We start from the raw sequence: 22,055 nt of genomic DNA on the forward strand, positions 1-22,055 counted from the left end.
GGTGTAGAGGGCGGGGGAGAGATGTTCCCCGCGTTGCCGTGGGCGGGCTGGTCAGGGCGGAGCCGAGGAGTCGGACAGGACGGGGCCAGACGGTGGGCGCGGCGGCGGGGAGTAGCCGGGGCCGGCAGAGAACGCGGAGTAAGGCCGAAGTTGGCAGTCAAGAGTAGGGTTTAAACATAGCTATAGGAGCTGTCAACTAGAGTCTCACAGCCCAGTAAGGTTCGAGGGGTAGGAGAATATTCTAATATGTGTCGCTTCGACTTGTTTTCCCGTCCTGCTGGGTGCACACGTTTGGGCGATCTATGTTCACAGAATCGCTTAGAACTTTTAGCCGAAAGAGATAGTAGTAAAAATTCTATTTTTATTAGTGGTTCAGAACGATTCGGACAGTTCCTTTGTGGTGACTTCTCTGATAGCCGACTACCGTATTGCAGGGGTGTTGTTCGGTTATCTGGCGAATTACTGGTCCAGTTGTCACAACTCCGATTGGGCGTACGATATGATTTTCTCGCCAAATCACGAATTGAAATGTCAAACTGATTTTGTGAGTGTGGTTATTATGCTCGTCTCCAAATCGCATGGAGTGTATTGAATTTATACTAAGTGTATAGTATTACTAGATAAGGGGCCTGAGTGCGGGTGATTCTATTTCGCAGAGGGTTGGAAATTTTGGCTAAAATTCCGGCCATTAGTGGTCTCTGGAAAGATCTATGGCAGATTACAGTCCAATCTAAATAAATAACTGAGGATACCCTTCAATCAATTGGAATATGAAGAAAATATTATAATAATTCGGCTCTGACTACTAATTAGAACGATAACATGGAACCAGATGACCCACGACAACAGACCCTTCAGATGAATCGTAAAATCTGGGTTTGGGATACAGCCGAAAACCTACGAGAAATGTATTGGGGCAACGGAATGACCCTCAAAGACATCGCAAAGAAGGTGGGGGTTTCGATAACAACGGTCCACCGGCGAATGAAAGACCGCAAAGTTCCAACTCGAGGCCCCGGACCATGGACCAGACGCAGTACCTTCCGGACGAATACTGATGGCAACGAGGAAGCGTCCGGATCACACAGATCAGTCGACATCCATCAACTAGTTATGGTCGCTGAGCATGGCACCAAAGCTGTGTACAACCGTGATGTCCATCATCAAACGAAGATTGCGTTCGATAATCGTCCGACTAATCTCGAATTGCTATCGCACAGTGAACACACAACCTTGCATAACAGGTTAGAAACCCATCCTGAAAATCAATCAACGCTCTTCAAATTCGCAGCTAATGGGGAAAACAAACCAGATTATTTGGAATCGGCAAACACATAGTTCTAAAATCAAATTCTACGTTCCCAGGGCTAGAGAGCCGTACTCGTCACGTCCGAGAACGAATCTTCGGTAACCACTATTAGGCACTTGCGGATAAGTCAGCAAGTGCGATTTACGTGCTGATGTTGTCGATGTGGACTTAGCCGACAATCTGTTTCCATACTTCCGGAGCGCAAGCGCCTCCCCGGATCACTCGTGTTGTGAGTGGTTTGTTTTTAGCTACCGGTAGGCGTGGAGTGTGATTTACCAAGTGATTAAGCATACGGACTGATTCGAGCGGTAAAAGTACTCAAAGACCGGAATTCGGCGTGCGAGGTTTGTGATGCTGATATAAAAGCTACAATCGCTCCTACGCCAGACTAGCACGAGTCCAGCGGAATCCCCCGGCGTCAGGACGCCGGAGGGTTCGTGCTGCCAGACGGATGACAACAAGCCAGAATACCCGTGTCAGGAGTGATAACTCTGTCTCTCAGAACACCACTCCGGACACCGACCCACAGACACACCGAGTCGTACAACTCGCACATCAACCCCGTGAAGCGACCACGAAGTCACAGATACGCCAGCAGGCCCGCCTTGACGAAGGCGCATTCCAGAGAACGCGACAGGCCCATCGAACGACGCACCGACGAGGAGGGCGAGCTGCATGACCGCGACATCCAGCGAGTCGGCGTCACTTGCCATCCCACTGGATCCTGATAGCGTATTCGATGCAATCGGGAACCGTCGCCGTCGTCGCGTCCTGTTGTCCTTGTCACGGGCTCCCGATGAAGTCACTGCTGACGAGCTTGCGGTCGAAATCGCGGCCATCGAAAACGGAATTGACCCCAGCAAAGTCGGGAGCGACGACCGAACCCCAGTCTACATCGCATTGACCCAACGGCATCTTGAGACGCTCGATGGGGTCGGCGCGGTCGACTATGATGACCGTTCGAAGACTGTGACTTCGACGGACGCGACGGAACCGCTCGCCGAATACATTCGTCGACTCCAGACGGCCTGCTACAAGCCCAAGTCGGAGGAATCCACATGACAGACACCCAAGCGCACGCCCTCGCGACGCTTCGAGACATCGACGCCAGCTTTCACAGGCTGTTCGAGGCGGTCGATACTGCGGATGAGACAGCAGCCACGCCAGTCCCAGACCCAATCACCACACTCCGACGTGCACGCTCGCAGATCGACGCTGCGCTCTTAGACCAGCACCGTCGAACAGAGGACAACCGACTCCCAGATGGCGGCTCGTGTGTCCTCCAGTGGACTCCAACTACGTCTCCACCGCGGCGGCTCATTCTTGAGCCCGACGGCGACGGCGATAGCTGGACGCGGCGTGAACTCGAGTGGACCGGCGCCGGTTGGCGCAACTGTCGTCGCGACACCATCCGTGATGTTGCGATCAGCGCCCCCGGGGAACCACGCTACCCAGACCCCGTCGATCCGCCAACACTCGACACGCTTCTCGCCTTGATTCGCGGCACCTGGACGAATCCGGACCCGGACGTTTTCGTCTTCGATACGGCCGGGATGACTGAACAGGGCGTCCTCGTGGCTGTCGAGGACGAACTCCGGTATCGAGGAGCCGATAGTCACCAGTGGTACACCGTCACCGACGAAGCGGAACTCTCTCATCACCTCCAGCAGCAAGGGCAGCCGACCATCCAGTCGCTCTCGGAGACGTCGCTGACGCGCCACCACTTCACCCCCAGCCCACTCACCAATGACGGGGAATGAATCCCCACTCCCGGATGGGTACGCCGACCACCTCCGCTCGCTGACGGAGACAATCCAGGCACTCCGTGGAACGCTCAAAGCCGACCACACACTGTCAACCGACCAGCGACTGTTCGCACGCCGACTGCTGTACTTGGCGAACGAACCGATCACGGAGACCGTCCGCCTGCTCCCCGAGCCAGCCGAAGAAGATGACTCAGTGGATGACCGGCCCGTGGGTTCGACGGTGGAGTATGCGGAGGCAGTCACGACCATCGAACAGCAGCTGTCGTGGCTACTTCGGCCACTCCGAACTGGAGAACCGGCAGCCCACCACTACGACGAAGCACCCACTGAGAAGCTCACAACAGCCCTCGAGTACACGACAGCCCTTCGAGACATTCTGTCATCGGTCCCGGAAGATAGTCCGGTTCTCGCCGACAGAGAGGACATCAACCTCGACAACGTTGACCCGCACGTCGGGGGGCGTGGGAATGGTGATGGACGGTGGCTCGAGTATCAACTTGAGCGTGCACTCGGACGCTGGGGATACCGTGCAGCGACACGCCAACACCTCTATAGTATGGAGATAGATGTCGTCGCCAGACGGAAGGAGAAACAACAGCAGCCCAGCGACTGGCTCGTCGGTCAGTGTAAAGACTGGACAGACGACCCAATCACACCGACGGCTCTCTTCCGGTTGTGTACGGTGGCGTTTGCCTGTCGTGCGATGCCAGTGCTCTGTCACACGACCGAGTTGACGCCTCGGACAGAGAAACTGGCGCGTGAACTCGAAGTGCGCGTGCTTGAGCTACCAGACTTAGAGCGTGCAGAGCTGCCTGCCCCACAGATTGCCAAACCAACGATGGAATTCCGAGAATGGGAGCCACAGTACCGTGCTCGCGAGCATCGTGGCATGTTCCCGTTGATGTTCCGCAGCGAGCCAGGGAAACGCTTCAGCTACGTCCCCGGGTTCAAGCCAGTCGGCAACGACGCCGATTACGAACCGATCGAGAATGATCGGGATGACGATGCGCATCCCGCTGCTGGTCATTAACTCTCTACAGGATTGGACACCGAGTGTCGAATTATACTTCTACTGGCCAGGAGCGAAATTCTCTGAAATGTCCTTCGGAGATCTGGCGAGACATATCCGTCTGCGAAAACCGTATTGTTATCCGGCAACAGGTACTGGTACGGATGCCCGTTCCGGTTGACGAACTCATGAGTGACGATCCGTTCCCGATCAAGCCGGACACAAACGAGTACCGCGCTCTCAGCTTCCTTGTCGCACACCGCGAATACGGCTTCACTCCACACGAAATTGCGGCTCGAACAGCCCTCAGCAAGACTGCCGTGTCGAACACGATGGATCGTCTCTTCGAGCACGGGCTTATCGAACGAGTAGACAACGTCTATTACGTTGATCCAAGCCGAGCCAGTGAGCTAAAGCGACGGCTCGAATCGCTCGATTCACTCGTTCAATTCTTCGAGTCAGCACCCGACGACAGCTACGCCGAAAAGGGCTGGGAACAGGAACTCCCTCCCTTCGATCCAGATGGAAAAGCGGATGCCCCGGAGGGGAACTCCAAAACGGCAGAAGCACAAGCAGACGCCCTCATCGCAGATATCGAAGATTGTCGTAGAACGGAATAACCTCGCTTCCGTGCTACGTAGCACCCATAGGACTGTTCGAAGTGACGGTTAACACGCCGGAATTCTTCTTGACGTAGCCAGAATAGGGCTCACTCAGCGGGCTGTGCCTCCGTAGCTGGTGTCCCGCGGGGAAGCTCGGGAATGGACAGATCCACGCGGCGGAGGAGCTGTGCATTGATCGCGACAATCACTGTACTCAACGACATCAGAAGCGCACCCACTGCGGGGGAGAGCAGAATCCCAATCGGTGCCAACACGCCTGCTGCAAGCGGAATCGCGAAGATATTGTAGCCGGCCGCCCAGACGATGTTCTCCTGCATCTTCCGGTAACTCGCCTTGCTCAGCTTTACCAGCCGAACGACGTCCATCGGGTTGTTCTGGACGAGGATGACGTCCGCCGACTGGACCGCAACGTCGGTACCGCTCCCGATTGCGATGCCGACATCGGCCCGCGTCAGCGCCGGCGCATCGTTCACCCCGTCGCCGACCATCCCCACGAGCTTCCCCTGGTCCTGGAGTTCCTGGACTTTCTTGTCCTTGTCTTCGGGGAGGACTTCCGCGAACACCGTGTCGATGCCCAGTTCGTCGGCGACAGCGTTGGCGACGTCCTGGGAGTCGCCAGTCAGCATCGCTACCTCGATGCCCAGATCGTGGAGGGCGTCGACGACGCGGAAACTCTCCTCGCGGATCACGTCGGCCATCGCGAACGCGGCGATCAACTCTCCGTCACGAACGAGATACACCACCGTCTGGGCGTTCTGGCCGGCCTCGTCAGCGAAGCGCTGGAGATGGTCGGGGATCTCGCTATCGAGCTGGGTCAACAGGTTCGGCCCGCCGACGTACACCTCGTTTCCGTCGACGTTCGCGCGAACCCCTCGGCCTTTGATCGCCTCGAAGGCGGTCGCGTCGGGAGTAGTTAGGTCTCGCTCGTCGGCAGCCTCGCGGATCGCTCGGGCGATCATGTGTTCGGAGTCGCTCTCGACGGCCGCCGCCAGCGCGAGCGCGTCGTCCTCGTCGACGCCGTTGACGGTCGCCATGTCGACGACGCCGTGTTCGCCCTCGGTGAGCGTCCCTGTCTTGTCGAAGATGATCGCGTCAAGGTTCCGCGCATCCTCCATCGCGATGCGGTCGCGAACGAGCATCCCGTTCCGAGCGGCGAGCGACGTGTTGATGGCGACGACCAGCGGGATGGCGAGCCCGAGAGCGTGTGGGCAGGCGATGACGAGTACCGTGACGACGCGTTCGATGACGGTCACGTCGAACGAGACCGCGACGGTCCACGCAATCGCCGTCACGACTGCCGCCCCGAGCGCGACGTAGAACAGCCAGCCTGCCGCCCGGTCGGCCAGTACCTGCGTCTTGGACTTGCTCTGCTGAGCTTCCTCAACCAGGCGCATGATGCCCGCGAGCGTCGTCTCCTCGCCCGTCGCACCGACGCGGACACGGAGACTGCCGTCGCCGTTGATGGTGCCGCCGATGACCTCGTCACCGGGCTCCTTCGAGACGGGCTTGGACTCGCCCGTGATCATCGACTCGTTGACGTCCGAATCACCTTCCTCGACGGTGCCATCAGCAGGGACACTTGCGCCCGGCCGGACGAGCACGAGATTGCCTTCCGAGAGTTCACTGACGGGAACTTCCTCGGTCTCCCCGTCGTCGGTGATACGCTCGGCGGTGTCCGGCATCAGTTTCGCCAGTTCGTCGACCGCGCTGGAGGCCCGCCGGACCGACCGCATCTCGATCCAGTGGCCCAGCAGCATGATGTCGATCAAGGTGACGAGTTCCCAGAAAAACGCAGACTGCGTCGGGAAGACCACGCTCGCGAGGCTGTAGACGAACGCGACAGAGATGGCCATCGAGATGAGCGTCATCATCCCCGGTGATCGATCTTTCAGCTCCGGCACCGCCATCTGAAGGAACGGAATCCCACCGTACGCGAAGACGATGACCGCGAAGACGGGGTTGATCCACTCGCTCCCCGGGAATGCCGGGACGGAGAAGCCGAGCCACTCCTGCAGCATTTCGCTGTACAGGAGGACGGGAACCGACAGGAGTGTCGAGACGAAGAAGCGCCGCCGGAACATCTGCTCGTGGCCTTCGTGCATCCCGCCATGGCCCTCGCCGTGTCCCTCGTGGGAATCGTGACCGTGGCCGTCGCCCTCGTGGCCGGCGTGCTCGTGCTGCTCGTGGGACGCCATCTCACCTGCTGCAGCAGGGTGAGCTTCCTCCTCCAGTAGCTCCTGTTCTACCCCTTCCTCGTCAGATTCCGCGACCGCTTCATCGTGCTCGCCGTGTTCGTGCTGGTGACTGGTGGTGTCCGGCTGGTCCTCTCCTCCCGGGGAATTCTCAGCTGTATCTTTGTGGTCGTCCATGTATCATGTTCTCTTTTGAGGTGGTTCCGCCGGCTTCCTGAAAGTTCGGTCCCTGGAACCGTACAGCAGGGTCAAGCTGGGCAAACTCCGAAGAGAACGGGGGACCGTTCACCCAGGAGCGTAATGTGCTATCCCCAGAGATACACTACTCAGGCGTGGGCAGTGTATCCGGCGTCTTCGACAGCCTCAACGAGAGCCGAAGCGTCGGCGTCACCATCAACCTTCGCCTGTTCAGCTTCCCGGTCTGCGGTTGCGTCGGTCACACCAGGTACCTCTTGAAGCGTTTCTTCTACCGTCTGTTCACAGTGGCCACAGGTCATCCCCTCAACGCTGATGGTCGTTGTCATACGTATGAATGTATGTCCTCCCCCCTTTAGCGGATTTCTCCTTCGATAGGCTGGTATGAGGTTCGGTTTGACTTTAGAATCCAAATAGAGATTGTCGTGATTCTTTAGTTACTCGCCAACGGCGTGCTACTATGCGCGACTTGGACGAAACTGACCTCGAGATTATTCAGCTACTGATGTTGGACGCTCGTCGACCGTACAGTGAGATCGCAGATGTTGTAGACCTCTCAGCGCCGGCTGTGTCGGATCGGGTCGAACGGCTACAGGAGATGGGCATTATTAATCGGTTCACGCTTGACGTCGATCGCTCACAGCTCCGAGGCGGAATTCCGGTACTGATTACGCTCGATGTCGAATCAGACAGCCATAGCGCTGCATCGATCAAAGACGATCTCATCGACGAAGGCGCCATCAAACACGTATTCACCACAGCCGAAGCGGACCTAGTCCTGTACGCCAGAGTCCCAGATACAGATATCGCAAGCTGGCTTGCGGATACCATCGACACCGGAGCAATCGACGACTTCGAGGTAACGCTTCTCGCAGGCGCTAACTGGGCACCAGAATTGGGGGAAACGGAGTTCGCGCTCTCCTGCGCACAGTGTGGAAATACAGTTGACAGTGAAGGAACAGCCACCCGCATCGATGGAGAGCTGTACCAGTTCTGTTGTCCATCGTGTGAGGCTCGGTTTGAGGAGAAGTACGAGCAACTCCGAGAGGGCGCTGACTGATTCGGGATTACGCGCCGTACTTTATGACTTCTCCCTCGACTTTGGTCGTTGGAGAAGTCACTCGACGTCTGTCGCCTGATAGAAGACCAGCACGCCGATTACGAGGAGGCCGACGGTATATGCGACGGCACCGCCGAAATCCCACGCGTCGATGCTCGACGTGAATGCCGCGTCGAAGAGCGCGTTCGTCGCGTAGTGGCTCGGCAGTAGCGTCGTCCACTCAGGCGCGTCGGTCGCGAGCGGATTCTGGAACAGGAGGACGTCGACCATCGGCGAAAACAGCATCACGTACACCCCGCCCAGTCGACCCAACACGATGCCGACAACAACCCCGAGGATACCGTACGTGAGCCCAACCAGCAACGTCGCGGCGACGAACGGAACGGTCGATTCGGGCGTAAACGCGAATACGGCGACGACAACCGACGCCATCGTGACGACGACGATCCCGAGTCCGAGCGTACCGACCCGTGAGACGACGAGGTCGGTCGCAGTATAGCCGGCCAGCCGGAGCCTGTCGTCGGCCGCTTGCGACGTCTGGACGAGGAACAGTCCGACGATACCCGAGAGGATGGCGACAGTTACCGGCGTCATGAACGCCGCCGCGAAGTCCGTCATGGGGACAGTGAGCCTCGTTCCGTCAATGGTCGCCGGGACATCAACATCCGGGACGAGCAGGACGAACGCGCCGATGATGTACGCCGGCAGGAAGACGAGCAGCGCCAGGAGGACCGGCGTCCGGCGGAACTCGCGAACGCCCATCCGCACGGCGGTCGTGATGCGGCGGTTCATCAGGCGTCACCTCCTGACTCGAGCTGGTACGTGTACGCGGCGACGCTCAAGATGGCAAATAGCGAAAGGTGGCCGAGAGCCGGGACGAGGTGTCCGGTCGCTAGCGCGCCCTCGACGACGGCCTCCGTCACGATGGCGTGCGGGTGCGCGAGCGGTGCGAACTGCGTGATGCTATCCTCGATGCCGAACAGGCCGCTCGCGAACACGTTGTCCACGTCGGCCAGGATGACGAGCAATAGCGAGCCCTCGAGCTCCTTCGGGAGCACGCTGCCGACGACGATGCCGAGCAGGCCGTATATGGCACCGGCTATCGCGAGCCCACCGAACGCGGCGAGCGGTGCTCTAATCGGGTCGTCAACAAGGACAATCAGAGAGAGCGTGGCGACCACACTGACGACGGCGCTCGCGACGGCGACGGTCGCGAACCGGGCGGTGACGAGTTCGACGCCGCGAAAGCCACAGATGGCGAGTCTGCGGTCGGCGTGCCGGGCGCTAATCATCTGGAAGAGGCCGAGGACGCCCGCGAGCGCGCCGGTGGCGAACACGGCGCCGGTGATTCGTCCGACTGTCGCGACCGACCCGCTCACCGCGAAGACCCCTACGTCGGGAAACTGCCCCATGCCGATCCCGTAAATCTGGATCGACAGCGCCGGCAGGACAACCAGCAACACGACGGTGAACGGCTCCCGGACGAACGAACGCGTGCTCGCTTGGATTCCCGCCAGGGTCCGGTGAACGGTGCTCATTCGCTTTCCTCCTGGCCGGCGGTCGCTCGCTGACCGCTCCCGGCACCAGCCTCGTCGATAAATGAGGCGGTCCGCTCGCAGGCGACGTCGTCGTCTGTTGGCTCCGAGCTGAGGCCATCGTCGTCGCCGATCTCCTGTCTGTGGAGGTGGCCTTCGTGGAGCTCGTAGACGACGTCGAACCGGTCGCGCTCGTTGATGATGTGAGAGATGATGGCGACACCGACGCCGCGGGTGCGAAGCTCTTCAGTTAAGTCCCAGAAGGCCAGGAACGTCTCCCAGTCGAACCCGGTGTACGGTTCGTCGAGGAGGAGGAGGTCGGGCTCGTGCATCAACGCGACCGAGAGGTTGACTTTCTGCCGGTTCCCGCCGCTAAGGTGGCGGATCTGCCTGTCACGGAAGCGCTCGAAGTCCAGCACTTCGGTCAGCCACGCTCTGGCTTCGACGATCTCGTCGTCGCTCATCCCGTAGGCAGTTCCGAACAGTTGGAAGGTCTCGTCGACGGTCAGCCGGTCGTACAGCCGCGGCTCCTGCGGACACCAGCCGATAGAGCCCGCCCGTTCAACCTCGCCGGCGTCATGGTCAAGGACACCGGCGAGGATGCCCATGAGCGTTGACTTCCCGCTCCCGTTCTCGCCCATTATCCCGACAACCTGTCCACGCTCGACGTGGAGGGTCGCGCCGTCGAGTACTTCGACGGACCGGGTAAACGGGAGGACGGAGTCGTAGGTCTTCTCGACGCTGTTCGCACTAACGACGGTGTCACCGGAACTGTTCGCAGTACCTCCGGCGTCGTCACCCTTGGAAGCTATGTCCATCACATTCGTATGTACGCATACATGTTCTAATGCGATTTCTCTTAGAAAACCCCAGTATCAGACCGCACAAAAATTATATCCAAAACGAATGGCCGTTTACTAATTTCGTAATCCAGATCATGCCACAGCTGTGGTTCCCGGCGTCAGGACCGTTAATTCACCAATCATATCACCGTCTCGCTGAAGGAGACAAGCTTGTGAGCATCCACTCCATCAGCTACAACTCCGTAATACCTCGCTGAAGGCCCGGCTCAGATTCCAAATCTCTCCCCCGGATACAACCATGGAATCGAAAGACCAACACACGAGACAGCCCGCGATAGAAGCCACAAGCGCATTAGGAAGAGGACCCATATCATAGAACACCTCAATAATGGACAGATCAGATTACGCGATCCTCACGGTCATCGCCGTAATCACTGTCACCATCGGCCTCGTGACGACCAACCAATCCCTCGGGACGTTCTTCGCGGAGAGCGCGCGGCAGGCCGCGACAACGACCGCCGCGATGGCGTGGATCACCTGGTGGGCGCTCGTCCTCGGGTTCGCTATCGCCGGCGGCGTTGAGGCGTGGGTATCGACCCAGCAGATCTCGGAGCTGCTCGAAGGCCACGGTCCGCGATCGCTCGGCGTCGCTACGTTCTTCGGGTTCGTCTCCTCGTCGTGTTCGTACTCAGCTATCGCTACGGCAAAGAACCTCTACAAGAAGGGAGCGTCCGCGGCGGCGGCGCTAGCAGCGTTCCAGTTCGCCTCAACGAATCTTGTCATCGAGATCGGGATCGTCATCTGGCTGCTGCTCGGCTGGGAGTTCCTGCTCGCCGACATCATCGGTGGGCTGCTCCTCATCGGCCTGATGTCGATCGGCTTCGTCTACGTCGTTCCCGACAAGATTCTCGACGAAGCACGCGAGAATGTCACCGACGACGAGGGGATCACCGTACAGGATCCCGTCTGTGGGATGGACGTCGATCCCGAGGAGACGGACTACTCCATCGAACACGATGGCCAGACCTACTACTTCTGTTCACAGTCCTGCAAGGACTCCTTCGACCCGGAAGCGGCGAACACCTCGATCCCGGAGAAGGCGACCTCATGGTCGGGATGGAAGTCGCTCGCGGACAAACAGTGGAAAGAATGGGCGATGTTGTGGGATGAAATCGCTATCGGGTTCATCTTCGCCGGCCTCATTGCCGGGTTCATCCCCGAATCAGTCTGGACGAGCGTCTTTTCCGGAGCCACGTTCGGCTTGCCGGTGTACGTCCTCTGGACGGCTGCGCTGGGGGCGATTATTGGTGTCGTCACCTTCGTCTGTTCGGTCGGGAATGTCCCGTTCGGCACCGTTCTCTGGACACGGGGGCTGCCATTCGGATCGGTGCTCTCGTACATCTTCGCTGACCTCATCGTCCCCCCGATCATGAAAGCCTACGACGAGTACTACGGGACGACGTTCGCGGCGGTGCTGTCTCTGATGATTTTCGTCACCGCCGTCATCGCCGGGTTCGTAATTCACTTCCTCTTCCTGAGCGTCGGCCTCATCCCCTCGCGGGCTGCCGCCGAGGTTGCCGAGGTATCCATCGAACTCAACTACAAGCTCGTATTGAACGTCCTCGCGACTGTGTTCTTCCTGTTCCTCTACTGGCTCCACAAACAGGATTCAGTCGGCGGCGGGGAACGCAGTAGTGAAGACCACGCGACGATGATGAACTGACCCTTGGCCAGCTGTCGATGGCAGGTAAGATCAGGTATCGTTGTGGCGCTCTCTGTACGTCTTCGCTGCTAAAAAAACGTATAGTGCGCCGATAGCCCGAACGGCCGATTTGAATCGCTCGTTCCATTCGATCGACTCCGGACGCTCGTACAGGAACGCGGTGGCAAATCTCCGATACAGATCGGGAAACAGGAGGACGATCGCGCCGAACAGGCCGGTAAGATTCATTAGCCACGTGTATGCCCGCCCGTTAAAGAGGGAAATCGCAGCTATCAGAACGCCCTCCGACCGGACTGCTGGACGTACCCACCCTCTCACCGTTCCCTCGCTTGGATTCGCAATCGCGAGTTTCTCGAAGATCCCGACGATCTTGTCCGGGAACAGTGTTGAGATAGCGCCGAGGACACCCACGAGTGTTCGAATCATACGGTATGGTACGATCGATACGGATATAATTCTCGCTGTGGTCCGACACTATCGAGAACGAGGGAAGTCCGAACAGTACCAGCTTCGAACCGGGAACGAGATGCAGAAAGGAGTAACTGCGTGTGTACCTTAGCGGACGGTCACTCTGATTGTTCGAGTTTGTTTCGGCGGGATTCGAACTCTTCGTCCGTGAGATCGCCACGGGCGTACGCCAGACGTAATTCTTCCATCGCGGGGTTGTCAGAGGTTTGTGTTTTGCTTACCCGTCTGAAGAGGAGATAGCCCCCGCCAAGAAGCGCAACGAGGAAGACGAGTGGAACAAGCATTCCGATAACGGGCCACCAGCCGCCGGTACTACCGTACTGGCCCATCATTCCCCCGTATCCCATCATCCCGCCGAAGCCCATCCCCATCATGAGCAACGGAAGGAGGATGAACGCTCCGAGGATCAGTAGCAGTATCGTCGTTGTGTCCAGTTGATTCGATGAAGCCATCGACGATCAGGCCTCCGACGCGGGGTCGAACTCGTCTCTAACAGCTGCCAGTACACGATCAAATCGCTCGGTGACCTCGGTTGCGATGGGATCAAGCGCGTCGTTATCAGCAATCCCGACCAACTGCTCCGGATCGACCGCACTCACCACGATGTCGCCGTCATCAGTCTCATAGACGATGACGTTACAGGGCAAGAGCGCACCAAGCTCGATTTCCTCGGTTAACCCTTCGTATGCTAGCGGAGGGTTACACGCACCGAGGATGCGATACTGACGGAACTCTTCGCCAAGCTTCTCCTTGAGTGTCGCCTGAATGTCGATATCACAGAGGACACCGAATCCCTCGTCCGTGAGTGCAGCGTTCGTTGCATCAACGACGTCGTCGAATTCGCCAGTGACTGTGGTCTGTATTGTGTATTCCATGGAATATCATACCCCGTCCGCGGGGTTAACCGTTGGGTGCCCAACAGCAATCGTTGGGGAGGGCAGTGTTTCGGCTGGAACAGCAGCCGTTCCGATCATCCGGTACGTTCGAGCTGTTTTCGCCGCCGTTCGAATTCATCGTCGTCGATCTCGCCACGGGCGTACCGCTCGCGGAGAACCGACAACGACTGCTCATCGTTCCCACCGGATCCTCGGTTGAGGAGCGCATAGACGAGGTAGAGCGGAACGGCGATGAGGAGTCCCATCCAGAGGAGTCCCCAGAGCCCCATCGCTCCGCCGAAGAGGCCCCAGCCGCTTCCGCCCATCATCCCGCCGCCATAGCTCCCGCCGCCGTGGGCGGCAGCCGTTCCAGTCGCCGCGACCAGCAGCGGGATGGCGAGGATCGCGAGGCGGCGAGCAGTGCGTCCGAGATGAGTGGTAAGTTGCGTCATTATCCTGAGTTGGTGAACCGTGGTTGTCGTTTGAAGCAATCGAAACGGTCAGAGGCCGTCAGCAGTGGCCCTGCCCGTACATCCCGCCGTTGTAGTCGTTGTCAGCCATGTCTTGGCCCATCTCGTCGACGGTCACACCCATGTGCGTCTCCATCCACTCGAAGCTACTAGGGCCCATGTGCTCGGTCATCTGCGCCTCCATCCAAGCAGCCCAGTCATCAGCGGTAGCGTTGTCCGTGGGCGCGTCGTCAGCTGTCGTGTCGGTACCGTGTGCGCTGACCACGGGGGAGGCGACCACGAGTCCGACGAGAGCGAGCGCCACGAGCAGCCAGCCGCCGAGTTTGAAGTTGGTCATTGTCTTTCTCCTCGGTTACTCGTAGGACCGCTCGGGAGTTATGACGATGGGCGTGAACTCACGCAGGAGAACGTTCGAGAACGTGTATACAGCGTTTTAATCGTGTTTCAGAAATAAGAGCGTTCATCCGGCTCGAATTCGCCGGGATGGCACTCAACGCCTCGTTCGGAACAGGACTAAGACCACACGAGCCACAGATTGATCAACCAGAAATCGAGTCTCAACCCACTCATTCGACGTATTCCACAACACGCGCCATCCCCGCATCGAGGTGGTACAGATTGTGACAGTGGAACAACCACCGACCGGGGTTATCCGCGTGGAAGTCCAGCGTCACCTGTCCTCGATGTCCCGGGACGATAACCGTATCTTTGATCGCGTTGCCGACCTGGAAGAAGTGGCCGTGAAGGTGCATCGGATGGACGACCGGGCTCTGATTGGTCATCCGAATTCGGACGTGTTCCCCAGGCCGAATCTGAAGCGGGTCGGCATCCGGATAGGCCTGTCCGTCTATCGTCCACGTGTAGGACTGGTTTCTACCACGTGAGAGCGTCAGGTCGAACGTCCGGTCTGGATCTCCACTCACACCGTCGAGCGAGGAGCGTGCTCGCAGGTCACCGTATTGCAATCTGTTACTCGAAGATGATGGAGGCTGTGGAGTGATCAAACCGTCTGTTGATTCGTACTCGACGACGGCTCTGGCCGGTGGTTCGTTCCCGTCGAGCGCGTTCGCCTGAACGAACCATCGCCCCGGATTCGTCGCTTCCACGACGACATCGTACCGTTCACCAGCACCAAAGACGAACGAGTCGGCCTCGACTGGTTCGACGGGCTGGCCATCGGCGTGGGTCACCGACATTTCGTGTCCAGCGATTCGCACACCAAAGACTGTCGCGCTGGAGGCATTCACGAACCGAAAGCGAACCCGATCGCCCTCCGTTACGTCGAACGTCGGGGGGTTCTCGGGCAGTTTACCGTTGATCAAAAGCCCTTCGTATGGTGGTCGAACGTCTCCCATCATTCCACCCATTCCACCGCCACCCATCCCACCGTCCGACGGAAGACGAGGTTCTCCAGAGAGGTAATCGTCGAGCACGACGACGTACTCGCGGTCGTACTCGACGTGTGGGTCACGTTCTTCAACGATCAGAGGGCCGAGTAATCCACGATCGAGTTGGAGTCCGACGTGGCTGTGGTAAAAATACGTCCCAGCGGGTTCAGCACGGAACTTGTATGTGTATGTATCACCGGATGCAACCGGCTCTTGCGTCACGTTCGGGACGCCGTCGACCGGATTCGCAACAGGAATCCCGTGCCAGTGAATCGTCGTCTCCTCCTGCAGGTCATTAGCCAGTTCTACGCTGAGCACGTCACCCTCCTGCACGCGCAACTCTGGGCCCGGATACTGTCCATCGTATAGCCACGTAGTCGTCGACGTATCCGAAGCTGGTCGAATGGTCCCAGACGTCGCAGTGAGGCTGACCGATGTATCTGGATCAGCTGTGACAGTTGGACGAGGGGTCACCGCACGACCCCCACCATCGTCGGTGCCTGGTAGCGGACTGGCACACCCCGCAAGCGCTCCGAGAGTCGAGATCCCCGATAATTGGAGGAGTTTACGGCGAGAAAGTCCCGAGGAGGTCATTGCCTTTGTTTTCGCGGTCAGCGAGTAAAGGCCTCGCGATGAGAGACGTTCATACGGCCATCCTCGTTCCGAGTTTAGGCCGGGCGATACGGTGAACGATCATGGATTCCCGAGAATCCCCCGCTAGTTCGCCTGTTTCTGTTGTAAGTCGTCGCTCGGATAGATGCGATACGTTCGCCCTTGTCGCTCGCGGTACAGTAAGCCGCGCTTCTCGAGGGCACTCACCGTCTGACTGACCTTGCTTTTCGAGAAGTTCGAGCGATCCCGGAGTTCGATCTGTGTGATACCGGGCGACGAGAGGACCGGTTCGAGAATTCGGCGTTCATCATCCGGCAAGAGGTCCAATACGCGAGCCTGTGGCTGGGACTCCGGATTGATTTTTCCCTCTGGTTGAACGGGCCAATCCTGCGATTCGATACTCTCAGAATCGGTTTGATTCGCCATGCCAGTCTGTGAGCGATCGGCTACCTCTGTGGTAGTGAACTCGTCCCGAACCACGAGATAGCCCCCACCAACGACAGCCGAAACAAGAAGCGTTCCGAGAACGTACAAGAGTGGGTTCGTTCCGTGAACCGCACCCATCGACGTACCCATCATCGAGCCCATCTGCTCGAAGGCCTGCTGTTGCTGGTACGCTTGCCAGGTGAGCACACCACCGACTATGAGGACGGCAGCGACCAAGGCACCGGCTACGGTATCGGCTCGCCGTCGATTCATTTTCTCCACCTCGATCCTCCGGGACACTTGCTCATATGTGAGAGTTCGTGAGACATTGCTGTACCAGTTTTGATTGGCCAACGCAATCACGGGGCTGGCGGCCCCACAAATTCGATATCCCCAATCGATGTTCAATGGTGGTCATGATCCTGAGACGCTCCCGCCTCTGGGTGTTGATGGGCGAATTCATCTGGGTCCTTTTCGAACGTCTCCTTACAGGTCTGCGAGCAGAAGTAGTACGTCTCGCCGTCGTGCGTCGCCGATGGCTCGCTATCGTCAGTCCGCATCCCACAGACGGGGTCGCGGTACTGGCCGGGCGCACCGAGACCGCGACGATAAACATACAGCAGGAACCCGGAGAGCGCGAACGCGGTGAGGTTGAGATAGAACGTGTAGTTGAGTTTGAAGTACGTCTGCTCGGTCGCCGTCTCGCCGCCCGCCAGATCCGGAACGATTCCCAGCGCGTCGAACAGCAGCTCCATGAGGAAGCCGGTGAACGCCATCGTCACGAAAAAGACGCCGAGGATGTACAGCATGATCTTCCAGCCGTAGTACTTCCGGTAGACGTTCAGCACGGGAATCGTGATGAGGTCGGCGTAGACGAACGCGATGATCCCGGCGAAGCTGACGCCACCGCCCCACAGCGCGACGGCGAACGGGACATTACCCATACTGCCAACGAAACTGAGGACGGCGACGGTGACACCCATAATCGCGTTCTCGGCAGTCACGAGCAGGCCGTCGCCCTGAATGAACAGCGTGTTCCACACCCACTGCGGGACGAAGACGATGACGAACCCAGAAATAAGGAAGCCAGCGACGATGTCCTTCCAGATCATCGACCACTCCTTGCGGTACTGATTCCCGACTTTGTACCAGCCACCCCACGACAACAACTCGTCACGCCACCCGCCGCGACTCGACGTCTCCTGGCGGTAGGTCTCCATACAGCCCTCCGAGCAGAATTTGAGCGTCTCACCGCCGTCGGTCGTGAGCGTATACTCGTCTTTGCCTTCCATCCCGCAGGTCGGGTCTTCGGTGACACCCGTCTCACGGTCGCGCTCGTTGAGCGTCTCCCGGACCTCGTCGAAGAGATTCTCCGGGAGCGTGAAGTGGACGATTACTGCCATCACAGCGATGAGAATGAGTCCACCGAGTAACTCTGCGACTAGGAACTCCCAACCAAGCAGAATCAGAATCATCAATCCGAGCTCGACGATGAGATTCGTCGACGCGAACATAAACGCGAGAAAGTTGACCGCGTGTGCTCCCTTCTTGAACACTCCCTTCCCGATAGCGACAGCGCCGAAACTGCAGCCGCTGCTCGCCGCGCCGAACGCGGTCGCCTTGGTGAGCCCACTCAGATCACCGTCGCCCAGCACCTGTGCCATTCGCTCCTTGGAGACATAGACTTGGACCAGACTCGTGATCGTGAGTCCCATAATGATCGCCCACGCCGCCGTCCAGAGGAAGCCGACACCGATTCGGAGGGCTTCGAAGATGCCCTCGACCATCGTCACCTGCATAGATGTATCATCGTGCGGATCATCTATTGCAGTTTTCCTTCAGATAGTTCAGGTTAGAACCGCGGTAAGTATGAATTCAAAAGATTAGCAGTGGGTGAAATACGCAGGTCGAAGGCACAAGCGCATTGAATAGTTAGGACGTAGTATTACTTGAGACCCAAACTCACGGAGGGATCACAATATGCCGACAAATCCAGACGACACGCGACTTGTTACGCTCCTCCTCGTTATCATCGGCGCCGTATTCATCGTCCCGTTGTTCTTCATGGGCTTCGGAATGATGGGGTTCGGTCCGATGATGGGTGGTACGTGGGGCGGTCATATGTGGGGCGACGGGACGATGCCTGGCTGGATGTTCATCGTCGGCATCGTGATGCAGCTACTGTTCCTCGCTGCCCTCCTCGGCGGTGGCTACCTCATCTACCGTGCGATTACGGGAAGTGAGAGTAGCTCAGACCAAGCCCTCGAGGAGCTCCGGCTCGCCTACGCCCGCGGAGAGCTGACCGACGAGGAATACGAACAGCGACGCGAAGCACTCGAACGAGATACCTGATTTCCACCCGGGAAACTTGAACGATGACCGGATTCTCCGACCGCCGTCAAGAGTCAACGCATCTGCAGCTTCCACCGTGGCTCGACCGATACACGACGCTGGGACTGTACGGACTACTCGTCGGGACAGTCCTCTGTCTGGTCGCGTTCCTCACGAATCCTGTTCCCGACCCCTCGTTCCCGTGGGCGACGCTGCCCGAGTCTCTACGATTACCGATTACACAGCCCCGCATCGAGCACTGGCCAGTGACCTACACTATCGGCATCTGGCTGTGGGTTTTCTGCTTCCCCGCACTCTTCCTCGCCGGATACCGGCGATACGGTGACAGGAGCCGTGGGGCAGCAGTATGGCTCGTCGGGTTGCCGACCCTGGCGATGCTGGGCTGGACCACGTACTGCCGGTTCTTCTGGCCGAAACTCCATCCTCCGACTTGGAACGCCCCAGCCTACACGTTCGTTTGCTGGCTGTACTGTTCGACCTACGACGTGCTCTGGAGCAACACGGCATACACAATTGCGCTATTCGGCATCGTCGCGACGCTCCTCGTCGTGCGACACCAGGATACAGACCGATATGCCCTTCTCGGGTTCGGGTTCCTCGCACTTCCGCTCGGATTACCGGCCCTGCACGAAGGGTATCGACGGGTGACGCGAACCAAGAGCTGAGGAACTGTGACGGGTGGCTTTGCAGCTCTGCGGGGGACATCTGTGGGTGATAATGCGGACTGGTGATTGGCATCACTCAGTACAGCCCGAGGAAACGTTATCCGTGGGAGCCTCCTCAACACAAGTATGTCGACGACCGTCTCAACACCCGAAACAGACGAGACGTGTGCGTACTGTGAATCCCGAATCTTCGACCACGACCCCATCTGCGTCCGCGACTGCGATGATGACTGTGGCTCGCCCAAGTACTTCTGTAACTACGCCTGTCTCTCCGCATATATCGACGAAAACAACCTTACTACCGGCAATGCGTGTGAGTGGACTCCCGACGACACCAGCTGTTGCTGATCGGTCCGTTCGAAGCCTTCAGAGACCATTATTCACGGAATCCGAGTAACCGAAGCCCGTTCAGTGAAACGAGGACGGTGGACCCCTCGTGGCCGACCACGGCCAGCGGCAGGGGGATGCCTCGCAACAGAATCGTCCCAACCATCAGGGCGATCGCACCGAAGGCGATTGTGAGATTGACCGTCAACGTCCGGCGCGTCCTGCGACCGAGTCCGAGCACGTAGGGGATCTTCCCGATGTCGTCGCCCATCAAGACGACGTCAGCCGTTTCGAGGGCAACGTCGGTCCCGGCGCCACCCATCGCGATCCCGAGCGTCGCCGTCGCCAAAGCGGGTGCGTCGTTCACCCCGTCACCCACCATCGCCACGTTCTCGTATCGCTCAACCAGGTCTTCGATAGTTGCCACCTTCTCTTCCGGCAGCAGTTCCGCCTGTACCTCGTCGATACCGACTTCGTCGGCGATCTGCTGGGCGACACGTTCGTTGTCGCCGGTCAGCATAACGATGTGCTCCACACCGAGAGACCGGAGATCCTCGATCATCTCTGCAGCCCCCGGCCGGACCGTGTCGGTGAACGCAAGCCATCCCAGTACCGTGGCGTTGCCAGCGTGCTCGCGGGCGACAAGGACACTGGTCTTCCCCTCCGCCTCCAGGGTCCGAAGCCTGTCGAGACCGGGATCGAGTCCCTCGATCGCAGCGTCTTCGAGAACCGTCTCGACGTAACTCCGATTCCCGATGTGGATGGTTCCGTCGTCGACGTCGGCGCGCACGCCTTTCCCGGCCTCCGACTGAAACCGTCGCGCGTCGGGGACGTCGAGGGCGCGGGCTTCGGCTTCCGAGACGGTCGCACGAGCCAAGTGATGCTCCGAACGGGCCTGGACGGAGGCTGCGAGCGAGAGCAGTTCGTCGGACGTCAGTGACTCATCCGCGAGGCCATCCCGGACGAACACGTCCGTCAGCTGTGTCTCGCCCCGCGTGAGGGTGCCCGTTTTGTCGAATGCGACCGCGTCGATGTTCGCCGCCGCCTCGACGTGTTCGCCGCCCTTGAACAGGACACCCTGCCTGCCGCCGGAGGCGATGGCCGACAGCACCGCCGCCGGCGTGGAGATGATGACCGCACACGGTGAGGCAGCGACCATCAGGGTCATCGCGCGGTAGAACGTACTGGTGAACTCGCTCCCGAGCCCGAGCGGGATTGCAATCGCTGCAATCGTGAGCCCGAACACGCCGAGGACATACGGCTGTTCGAGGCGGTCGATGAGTCGTTGTGTCGGCGCCTTCTCGCTCTGAGCACGCTCGACCATATGGATGAGACGGCTGATCGCCGACTCGTGGGCCTGCCGCGTGACCTCGATTTCGAGGCTGCCGCTCTCGTTGATCGTCCCCCCGAACACCTCGTCACCGGGTTCCTTCGGCACGGGGACGGACTCACCGGTGAGCGACGCCTGATCGACCGTCCCCTCGCCGGACGTGACGACGCCGTCGAGCGGGATTCTGTCGCCGGGACGAACGACGAACACGTCGCCCACGGCGACGTCGTCGATGGGAACGGTGACTTCCTCCCCGTCGCGTAGCACCTGCGCTTCGTCCGGTCGCATCTCGACGAGGGACTTGATCGCTCGGCGTGAGCGGCCGATGGCGTAGTGCTGGAGCGTATTTGAGAGCGAGAACAGGAAGAGGAGCATCGCGCCCTCGAACGGGGCGCCAATCGAGAGGGCACCGAGTGCCGCGACGATCATCAAGAGGTCGATGTCGACCGCACGGTGGCGCAGCGTCTCGACCGCGCCTTTGAGCCCGTACCAGCCACCGAAGACGTATGCGACGCCGTACCCGGCCCACATGAGAAGCTGAGGTCCTTCGAGCCACCCCGTCACCAGGCCGACGGCCATCCCGAGGAGGGTCAAGCCGACGAACACGGCCTCCTGCCTGAGTTCCGAGCGGGTACTCACCTCATCCGTTGCTGTCTCAGATTCGTCCTGAATCGACACGTGGCGGTCGCGGACAGCGTCTCGAATCGTTTCTTCTGAGATGACGCTCCCCTCGTAGGTGATCCGGGCGTCCCCTGTTCGAAACGAGACGTCGACATCGTGGACGCCGGAGAGACGCCTGAGATGTCGTTCAAGTGCCCGTGCTCCCGCGTCGCCCCGACCACCCCGTCGTTCAATGTGGATCGTACACGTCGAGAGAGATGGAGATTCAGTAACAGCCACGTTCTCGGTACCTATGAGTTGGTTTGA

24 protein-coding genes are annotated in these 22,055 nt (G+C 59.1%); 10 read left to right on the forward strand and 14 right to left on the reverse strand.

The annotated features are described in order from the left end of the window. Positions 1 to 906: 906 nt before the first annotated feature. The 5 genes from DJ70_RS18005 to DJ70_RS01705 all read left to right on the forward strand — a co-directional run bounded on the left by DJ70_RS18005 (position 907) and on the right by DJ70_RS01705 (position 4,704). On the forward strand, positions 907 to 1,338 hold the full coding sequence (locus DJ70_RS18005) for a winged helix-turn-helix transcriptional regulator (RefSeq protein ID WP_394338443.1): 432 nt from the start codon (positions 907 to 909) through the stop codon (positions 1,336 to 1,338). Positions 1,339 to 1,984: 646 nt separating this feature from the next. After that, positions 1,985 to 2,371, forward strand: coding sequence for a DUF7344 domain-containing protein (locus DJ70_RS01690; protein ID WP_218827778.1), 387 nt, complete (start codon positions 1,985 to 1,987; stop codon positions 2,369 to 2,371). Then, a complete protein-coding gene (locus tag DJ70_RS01695) occupies positions 2,368 to 3,069 on the forward strand; it encodes a hypothetical protein (protein ID WP_094529592.1) in 702 nt (233 codons plus the stop codon). The genes DJ70_RS01690 and DJ70_RS01695 overlap by 4 nt, the downstream gene beginning before the upstream one ends. Continuing rightward, positions 3,056 to 4,105 (forward strand): hypothetical protein, encoded by a 1,050-nt coding sequence (locus DJ70_RS01700; RefSeq protein WP_094529594.1) that lies wholly within the window; start codon positions 3,056 to 3,058, stop codon positions 4,103 to 4,105. The genes DJ70_RS01695 and DJ70_RS01700 overlap by 14 nt, the downstream gene beginning before the upstream one ends. A 167-nt stretch (positions 4,106 to 4,272) precedes the next feature. Beyond that, positions 4,273 to 4,704, forward strand: coding sequence for a MarR family transcriptional regulator (locus tag DJ70_RS01705; protein WP_245810637.1), 432 nt, complete (start codon positions 4,273 to 4,275; stop codon positions 4,702 to 4,704). A gap of 89 nt (positions 4,705 to 4,793) precedes the next feature. Here the strand turns inward: DJ70_RS01705 and DJ70_RS01710 are convergent, their stop codons facing one another. Both DJ70_RS01710 and DJ70_RS01715 read right to left on the reverse strand, forming a co-directional pair. Then, positions 4,794 to 7,076, reverse strand: coding sequence for a copper-translocating P-type ATPase (locus tag DJ70_RS01710; RefSeq protein WP_094529598.1), 2,283 nt, complete (start codon positions 7,074 to 7,076; stop codon positions 4,794 to 4,796). Positions 7,077 to 7,225: 149 nt separating this feature from the next. Continuing rightward, entirely contained in the window at positions 7,226 to 7,423 is a 198-nt protein-coding gene (locus DJ70_RS01715) for a heavy-metal-associated domain-containing protein (RefSeq protein ID WP_094529599.1), read from the reverse strand. Between the two features lie 131 nt (positions 7,424 to 7,554). Here DJ70_RS01715 and DJ70_RS01720 point away from each other — a divergent pair, with 131 nt between their 5' ends. After that, positions 7,555 to 8,154, forward strand: coding sequence for an AsnC family transcriptional regulator (locus DJ70_RS01720; RefSeq protein ID WP_094529601.1), 600 nt, complete (start codon positions 7,555 to 7,557; stop codon positions 8,152 to 8,154). A gap of 57 nt (positions 8,155 to 8,211) precedes the next feature. Here DJ70_RS01720 and DJ70_RS01725 read toward each other — a convergent pair whose 3' ends face one another. From DJ70_RS01725 to DJ70_RS01735, 3 genes are all read right to left on the reverse strand, one after another. Beyond that, positions 8,212 to 8,946, reverse strand: a complete 735-nt coding sequence (locus tag DJ70_RS01725) for a hypothetical protein (RefSeq protein ID WP_094529603.1) — start codon at positions 8,944 to 8,946, stop codon at positions 8,212 to 8,214. Then, a complete protein-coding gene (locus tag DJ70_RS01730) occupies positions 8,946 to 9,614 on the reverse strand; it encodes a hypothetical protein (RefSeq protein ID WP_143420895.1) in 669 nt (222 codons plus the stop codon). The genes DJ70_RS01725 and DJ70_RS01730 overlap by 1 nt, the downstream gene beginning before the upstream one ends. A 74-nt stretch (positions 9,615 to 9,688) precedes the next feature. After that, the gene (locus DJ70_RS01735) at positions 9,689 to 10,507 is read right to left on the reverse strand and encodes an ABC transporter ATP-binding protein (protein ID WP_094529607.1); all 819 of its coding nucleotides are present in this window, start codon (positions 10,505 to 10,507) and stop codon (positions 9,689 to 9,691) included. A 373-nt stretch (positions 10,508 to 10,880) separates the two neighbouring features. Here DJ70_RS01735 and DJ70_RS01740 point away from each other — a divergent pair, with 373 nt between their 5' ends. Beyond that, positions 10,881 to 12,215 (forward strand): permease, encoded by a 1,335-nt coding sequence (locus DJ70_RS01740; RefSeq protein WP_094529609.1) that lies wholly within the window; start codon positions 10,881 to 10,883, stop codon positions 12,213 to 12,215. Positions 12,216 to 12,245: 30 nt separating this feature from the next. Here DJ70_RS01740 and DJ70_RS01745 read toward each other — a convergent pair whose 3' ends face one another. The 8 genes from DJ70_RS01745 to DJ70_RS01780 form a co-directional block, all read right to left on the reverse strand. Continuing rightward, entirely contained in the window at positions 12,246 to 12,641 is a 396-nt protein-coding gene (locus DJ70_RS01745) for a hypothetical protein (protein ID WP_094529611.1), read from the reverse strand. A 140-nt stretch (positions 12,642 to 12,781) separates the two neighbouring features. Beyond that, positions 12,782 to 13,135: an SHOCT domain-containing protein gene (locus DJ70_RS01750; RefSeq protein ID WP_092565384.1), complete on the reverse strand. Its 354-nt coding sequence runs from the start codon at positions 13,133 to 13,135 to the stop codon at positions 12,782 to 12,784. A gap of 6 nt (positions 13,136 to 13,141) precedes the next feature. Beyond that, positions 13,142 to 13,558, reverse strand: coding sequence for a DUF302 domain-containing protein (locus DJ70_RS01755; protein WP_094529613.1), 417 nt, complete (start codon positions 13,556 to 13,558; stop codon positions 13,142 to 13,144). A 95-nt stretch (positions 13,559 to 13,653) separates the two neighbouring features. After that, positions 13,654 to 14,010, reverse strand: a complete 357-nt coding sequence (locus tag DJ70_RS01760) for an SHOCT domain-containing protein (RefSeq protein WP_094529615.1) — start codon at positions 14,008 to 14,010, stop codon at positions 13,654 to 13,656. 58 nt (positions 14,011 to 14,068) lie between these two features. After that, positions 14,069 to 14,365 (reverse strand): hypothetical protein, encoded by a 297-nt coding sequence (locus DJ70_RS01765; RefSeq protein WP_094529617.1) that lies wholly within the window; start codon positions 14,363 to 14,365, stop codon positions 14,069 to 14,071. Between the two features lie 229 nt (positions 14,366 to 14,594). Then, on the reverse strand, positions 14,595 to 16,010 hold the full coding sequence (locus DJ70_RS01770) for a multicopper oxidase family protein (protein ID WP_094529619.1): 1,416 nt from the start codon (positions 16,008 to 16,010) through the stop codon (positions 14,595 to 14,597). Between the two features lie 123 nt (positions 16,011 to 16,133). Then, positions 16,134 to 16,727 (reverse strand): helix-turn-helix transcriptional regulator, encoded by a 594-nt coding sequence (locus DJ70_RS01775; protein ID WP_094529650.1) that lies wholly within the window; start codon positions 16,725 to 16,727, stop codon positions 16,134 to 16,136. A gap of 131 nt (positions 16,728 to 16,858) precedes the next feature. After that, positions 16,859 to 18,253 carry a permease gene (locus tag DJ70_RS01780; RefSeq protein WP_094529621.1) on the reverse strand — a complete coding sequence of 465 codons (1,395 nt, stop codon included), beginning with the start codon at positions 18,251 to 18,253 and terminating at the stop codon, positions 16,859 to 16,861. A 181-nt stretch (positions 18,254 to 18,434) separates the two neighbouring features. Here DJ70_RS01780 and DJ70_RS01785 point away from each other — a divergent pair, with 181 nt between their 5' ends. The 3 genes from DJ70_RS01785 to DJ70_RS01795 all read left to right on the forward strand — a co-directional run bounded on the left by DJ70_RS01785 (position 18,435) and on the right by DJ70_RS01795 (position 19,819). Next, entirely contained in the window at positions 18,435 to 18,806 is a 372-nt protein-coding gene (locus DJ70_RS01785) for an SHOCT domain-containing protein (protein WP_094529623.1), read from the forward strand. A 23-nt stretch (positions 18,807 to 18,829) separates the two neighbouring features. Beyond that, entirely contained in the window at positions 18,830 to 19,471 is a 642-nt protein-coding gene (locus DJ70_RS01790) for a hypothetical protein (RefSeq protein ID WP_094529625.1), read from the forward strand. Positions 19,472 to 19,597: 126 nt separating this feature from the next. Beyond that, positions 19,598 to 19,819 carry a hypothetical protein gene (locus tag DJ70_RS01795; RefSeq protein ID WP_094529627.1) on the forward strand — a complete coding sequence of 74 codons (222 nt, stop codon included), beginning with the start codon at positions 19,598 to 19,600 and terminating at the stop codon, positions 19,817 to 19,819. A gap of 28 nt (positions 19,820 to 19,847) precedes the next feature. On the opposite strand, the gene DJ70_RS01800 is transcribed toward DJ70_RS01795, so the two are convergent. After that, a complete protein-coding gene (locus tag DJ70_RS01800) occupies positions 19,848 to 22,028 on the reverse strand; it encodes a heavy metal translocating P-type ATPase (protein ID WP_094529628.1) in 2,181 nt (726 codons plus the stop codon). Positions 22,029 to 22,055 lie beyond the last annotated feature (27 nt).

The organism is Halorubrum halodurans, assembly GCF_002252985.1.
In the GTDB taxonomy this organism is placed as follows: Archaea; Halobacteriota; Halobacteria; order Halobacteriales; family Haloferacaceae; genus Halorubrum; species Halorubrum halodurans.

Excerpts from the sequence above, each read along its gene's own strand:
- DJ70_RS01755 (WP_094529613.1), bottom strand. The coding sequence starts at position 13,558 with ATGGAATACACAATACAGACCACAGTCACTGGCGAATTCGACGACGTC.
- DJ70_RS01720 (WP_094529601.1), top strand. The coding sequence starts at position 7,555 with ATGCGCGACTTGGACGAAACTGACCTCGAGATTATTCAGCTACTGATG.
- DJ70_RS01790 (WP_094529625.1), top strand. The coding sequence starts at position 18,830 with ATGACCGGATTCTCCGACCGCCGTCAAGAGTCAACGCATCTGCAGCTT.
- DJ70_RS01735 (WP_094529607.1), bottom strand. The coding sequence starts at position 10,507 with ATGGACATAGCTTCCAAGGGTGACGACGCCGGAGGTACTGCGAACAGT.
- DJ70_RS01710 (WP_094529598.1), bottom strand. The coding sequence starts at position 7,076 with ATGGACGACCACAAAGATACAGCTGAGAATTCCCCGGGAGGAGAGGAC.
- DJ70_RS01715 (WP_094529599.1), bottom strand. The coding sequence starts at position 7,423 with ATGACAACGACCATCAGCGTTGAGGGGATGACCTGTGGCCACTGTGAA.
- DJ70_RS01705 (WP_245810637.1), top strand. The coding sequence starts at position 4,273 with ATGAGTGACGATCCGTTCCCGATCAAGCCGGACACAAACGAGTACCGC.
- DJ70_RS01750 (WP_092565384.1), bottom strand. The coding sequence starts at position 13,135 with ATGGCTTCATCGAATCAACTGGACACAACGACGATACTGCTACTGATC.
- DJ70_RS01690 (WP_218827778.1), top strand. The coding sequence starts at position 1,985 with ATGACCGCGACATCCAGCGAGTCGGCGTCACTTGCCATCCCACTGGAT.
- DJ70_RS18005 (WP_394338443.1), top strand. The coding sequence starts at position 907 with ATGTATTGGGGCAACGGAATGACCCTCAAAGACATCGCAAAGAAGGTG.
- DJ70_RS01740 (WP_094529609.1), top strand. The coding sequence starts at position 10,881 with ATGGACAGATCAGATTACGCGATCCTCACGGTCATCGCCGTAATCACT.
- DJ70_RS01760 (WP_094529615.1), bottom strand. The coding sequence starts at position 14,010 with ATGACGCAACTTACCACTCATCTCGGACGCACTGCTCGCCGCCTCGCG.
- DJ70_RS01745 (WP_094529611.1), bottom strand. The coding sequence starts at position 12,641 with ATGATTCGAACACTCGTGGGTGTCCTCGGCGCTATCTCAACACTGTTC.
- DJ70_RS01785 (WP_094529623.1), top strand. The coding sequence starts at position 18,435 with ATGCCGACAAATCCAGACGACACGCGACTTGTTACGCTCCTCCTCGTT.
- DJ70_RS01775 (WP_094529650.1), bottom strand. The coding sequence starts at position 16,727 with ATGAATCGACGGCGAGCCGATACCGTAGCCGGTGCCTTGGTCGCTGCC.
- DJ70_RS01695 (WP_094529592.1), top strand. The coding sequence starts at position 2,368 with ATGACAGACACCCAAGCGCACGCCCTCGCGACGCTTCGAGACATCGAC.
- DJ70_RS01795 (WP_094529627.1), top strand. The coding sequence starts at position 19,598 with ATGTCGACGACCGTCTCAACACCCGAAACAGACGAGACGTGTGCGTAC.
- DJ70_RS01770 (WP_094529619.1), bottom strand. The coding sequence starts at position 16,010 with ATGACCTCCTCGGGACTTTCTCGCCGTAAACTCCTCCAATTATCGGGG.
- DJ70_RS01765 (WP_094529617.1), bottom strand. The coding sequence starts at position 14,365 with ATGACCAACTTCAAACTCGGCGGCTGGCTGCTCGTGGCGCTCGCTCTC.
- DJ70_RS01780 (WP_094529621.1), bottom strand. The coding sequence starts at position 18,253 with ATGCAGGTGACGATGGTCGAGGGCATCTTCGAAGCCCTCCGAATCGGT.
- DJ70_RS01725 (WP_094529603.1), bottom strand. The coding sequence starts at position 8,946 with ATGAACCGCCGCATCACGACCGCCGTGCGGATGGGCGTTCGCGAGTTC.
- DJ70_RS01700 (WP_094529594.1), top strand. The coding sequence starts at position 3,056 with ATGACGGGGAATGAATCCCCACTCCCGGATGGGTACGCCGACCACCTC.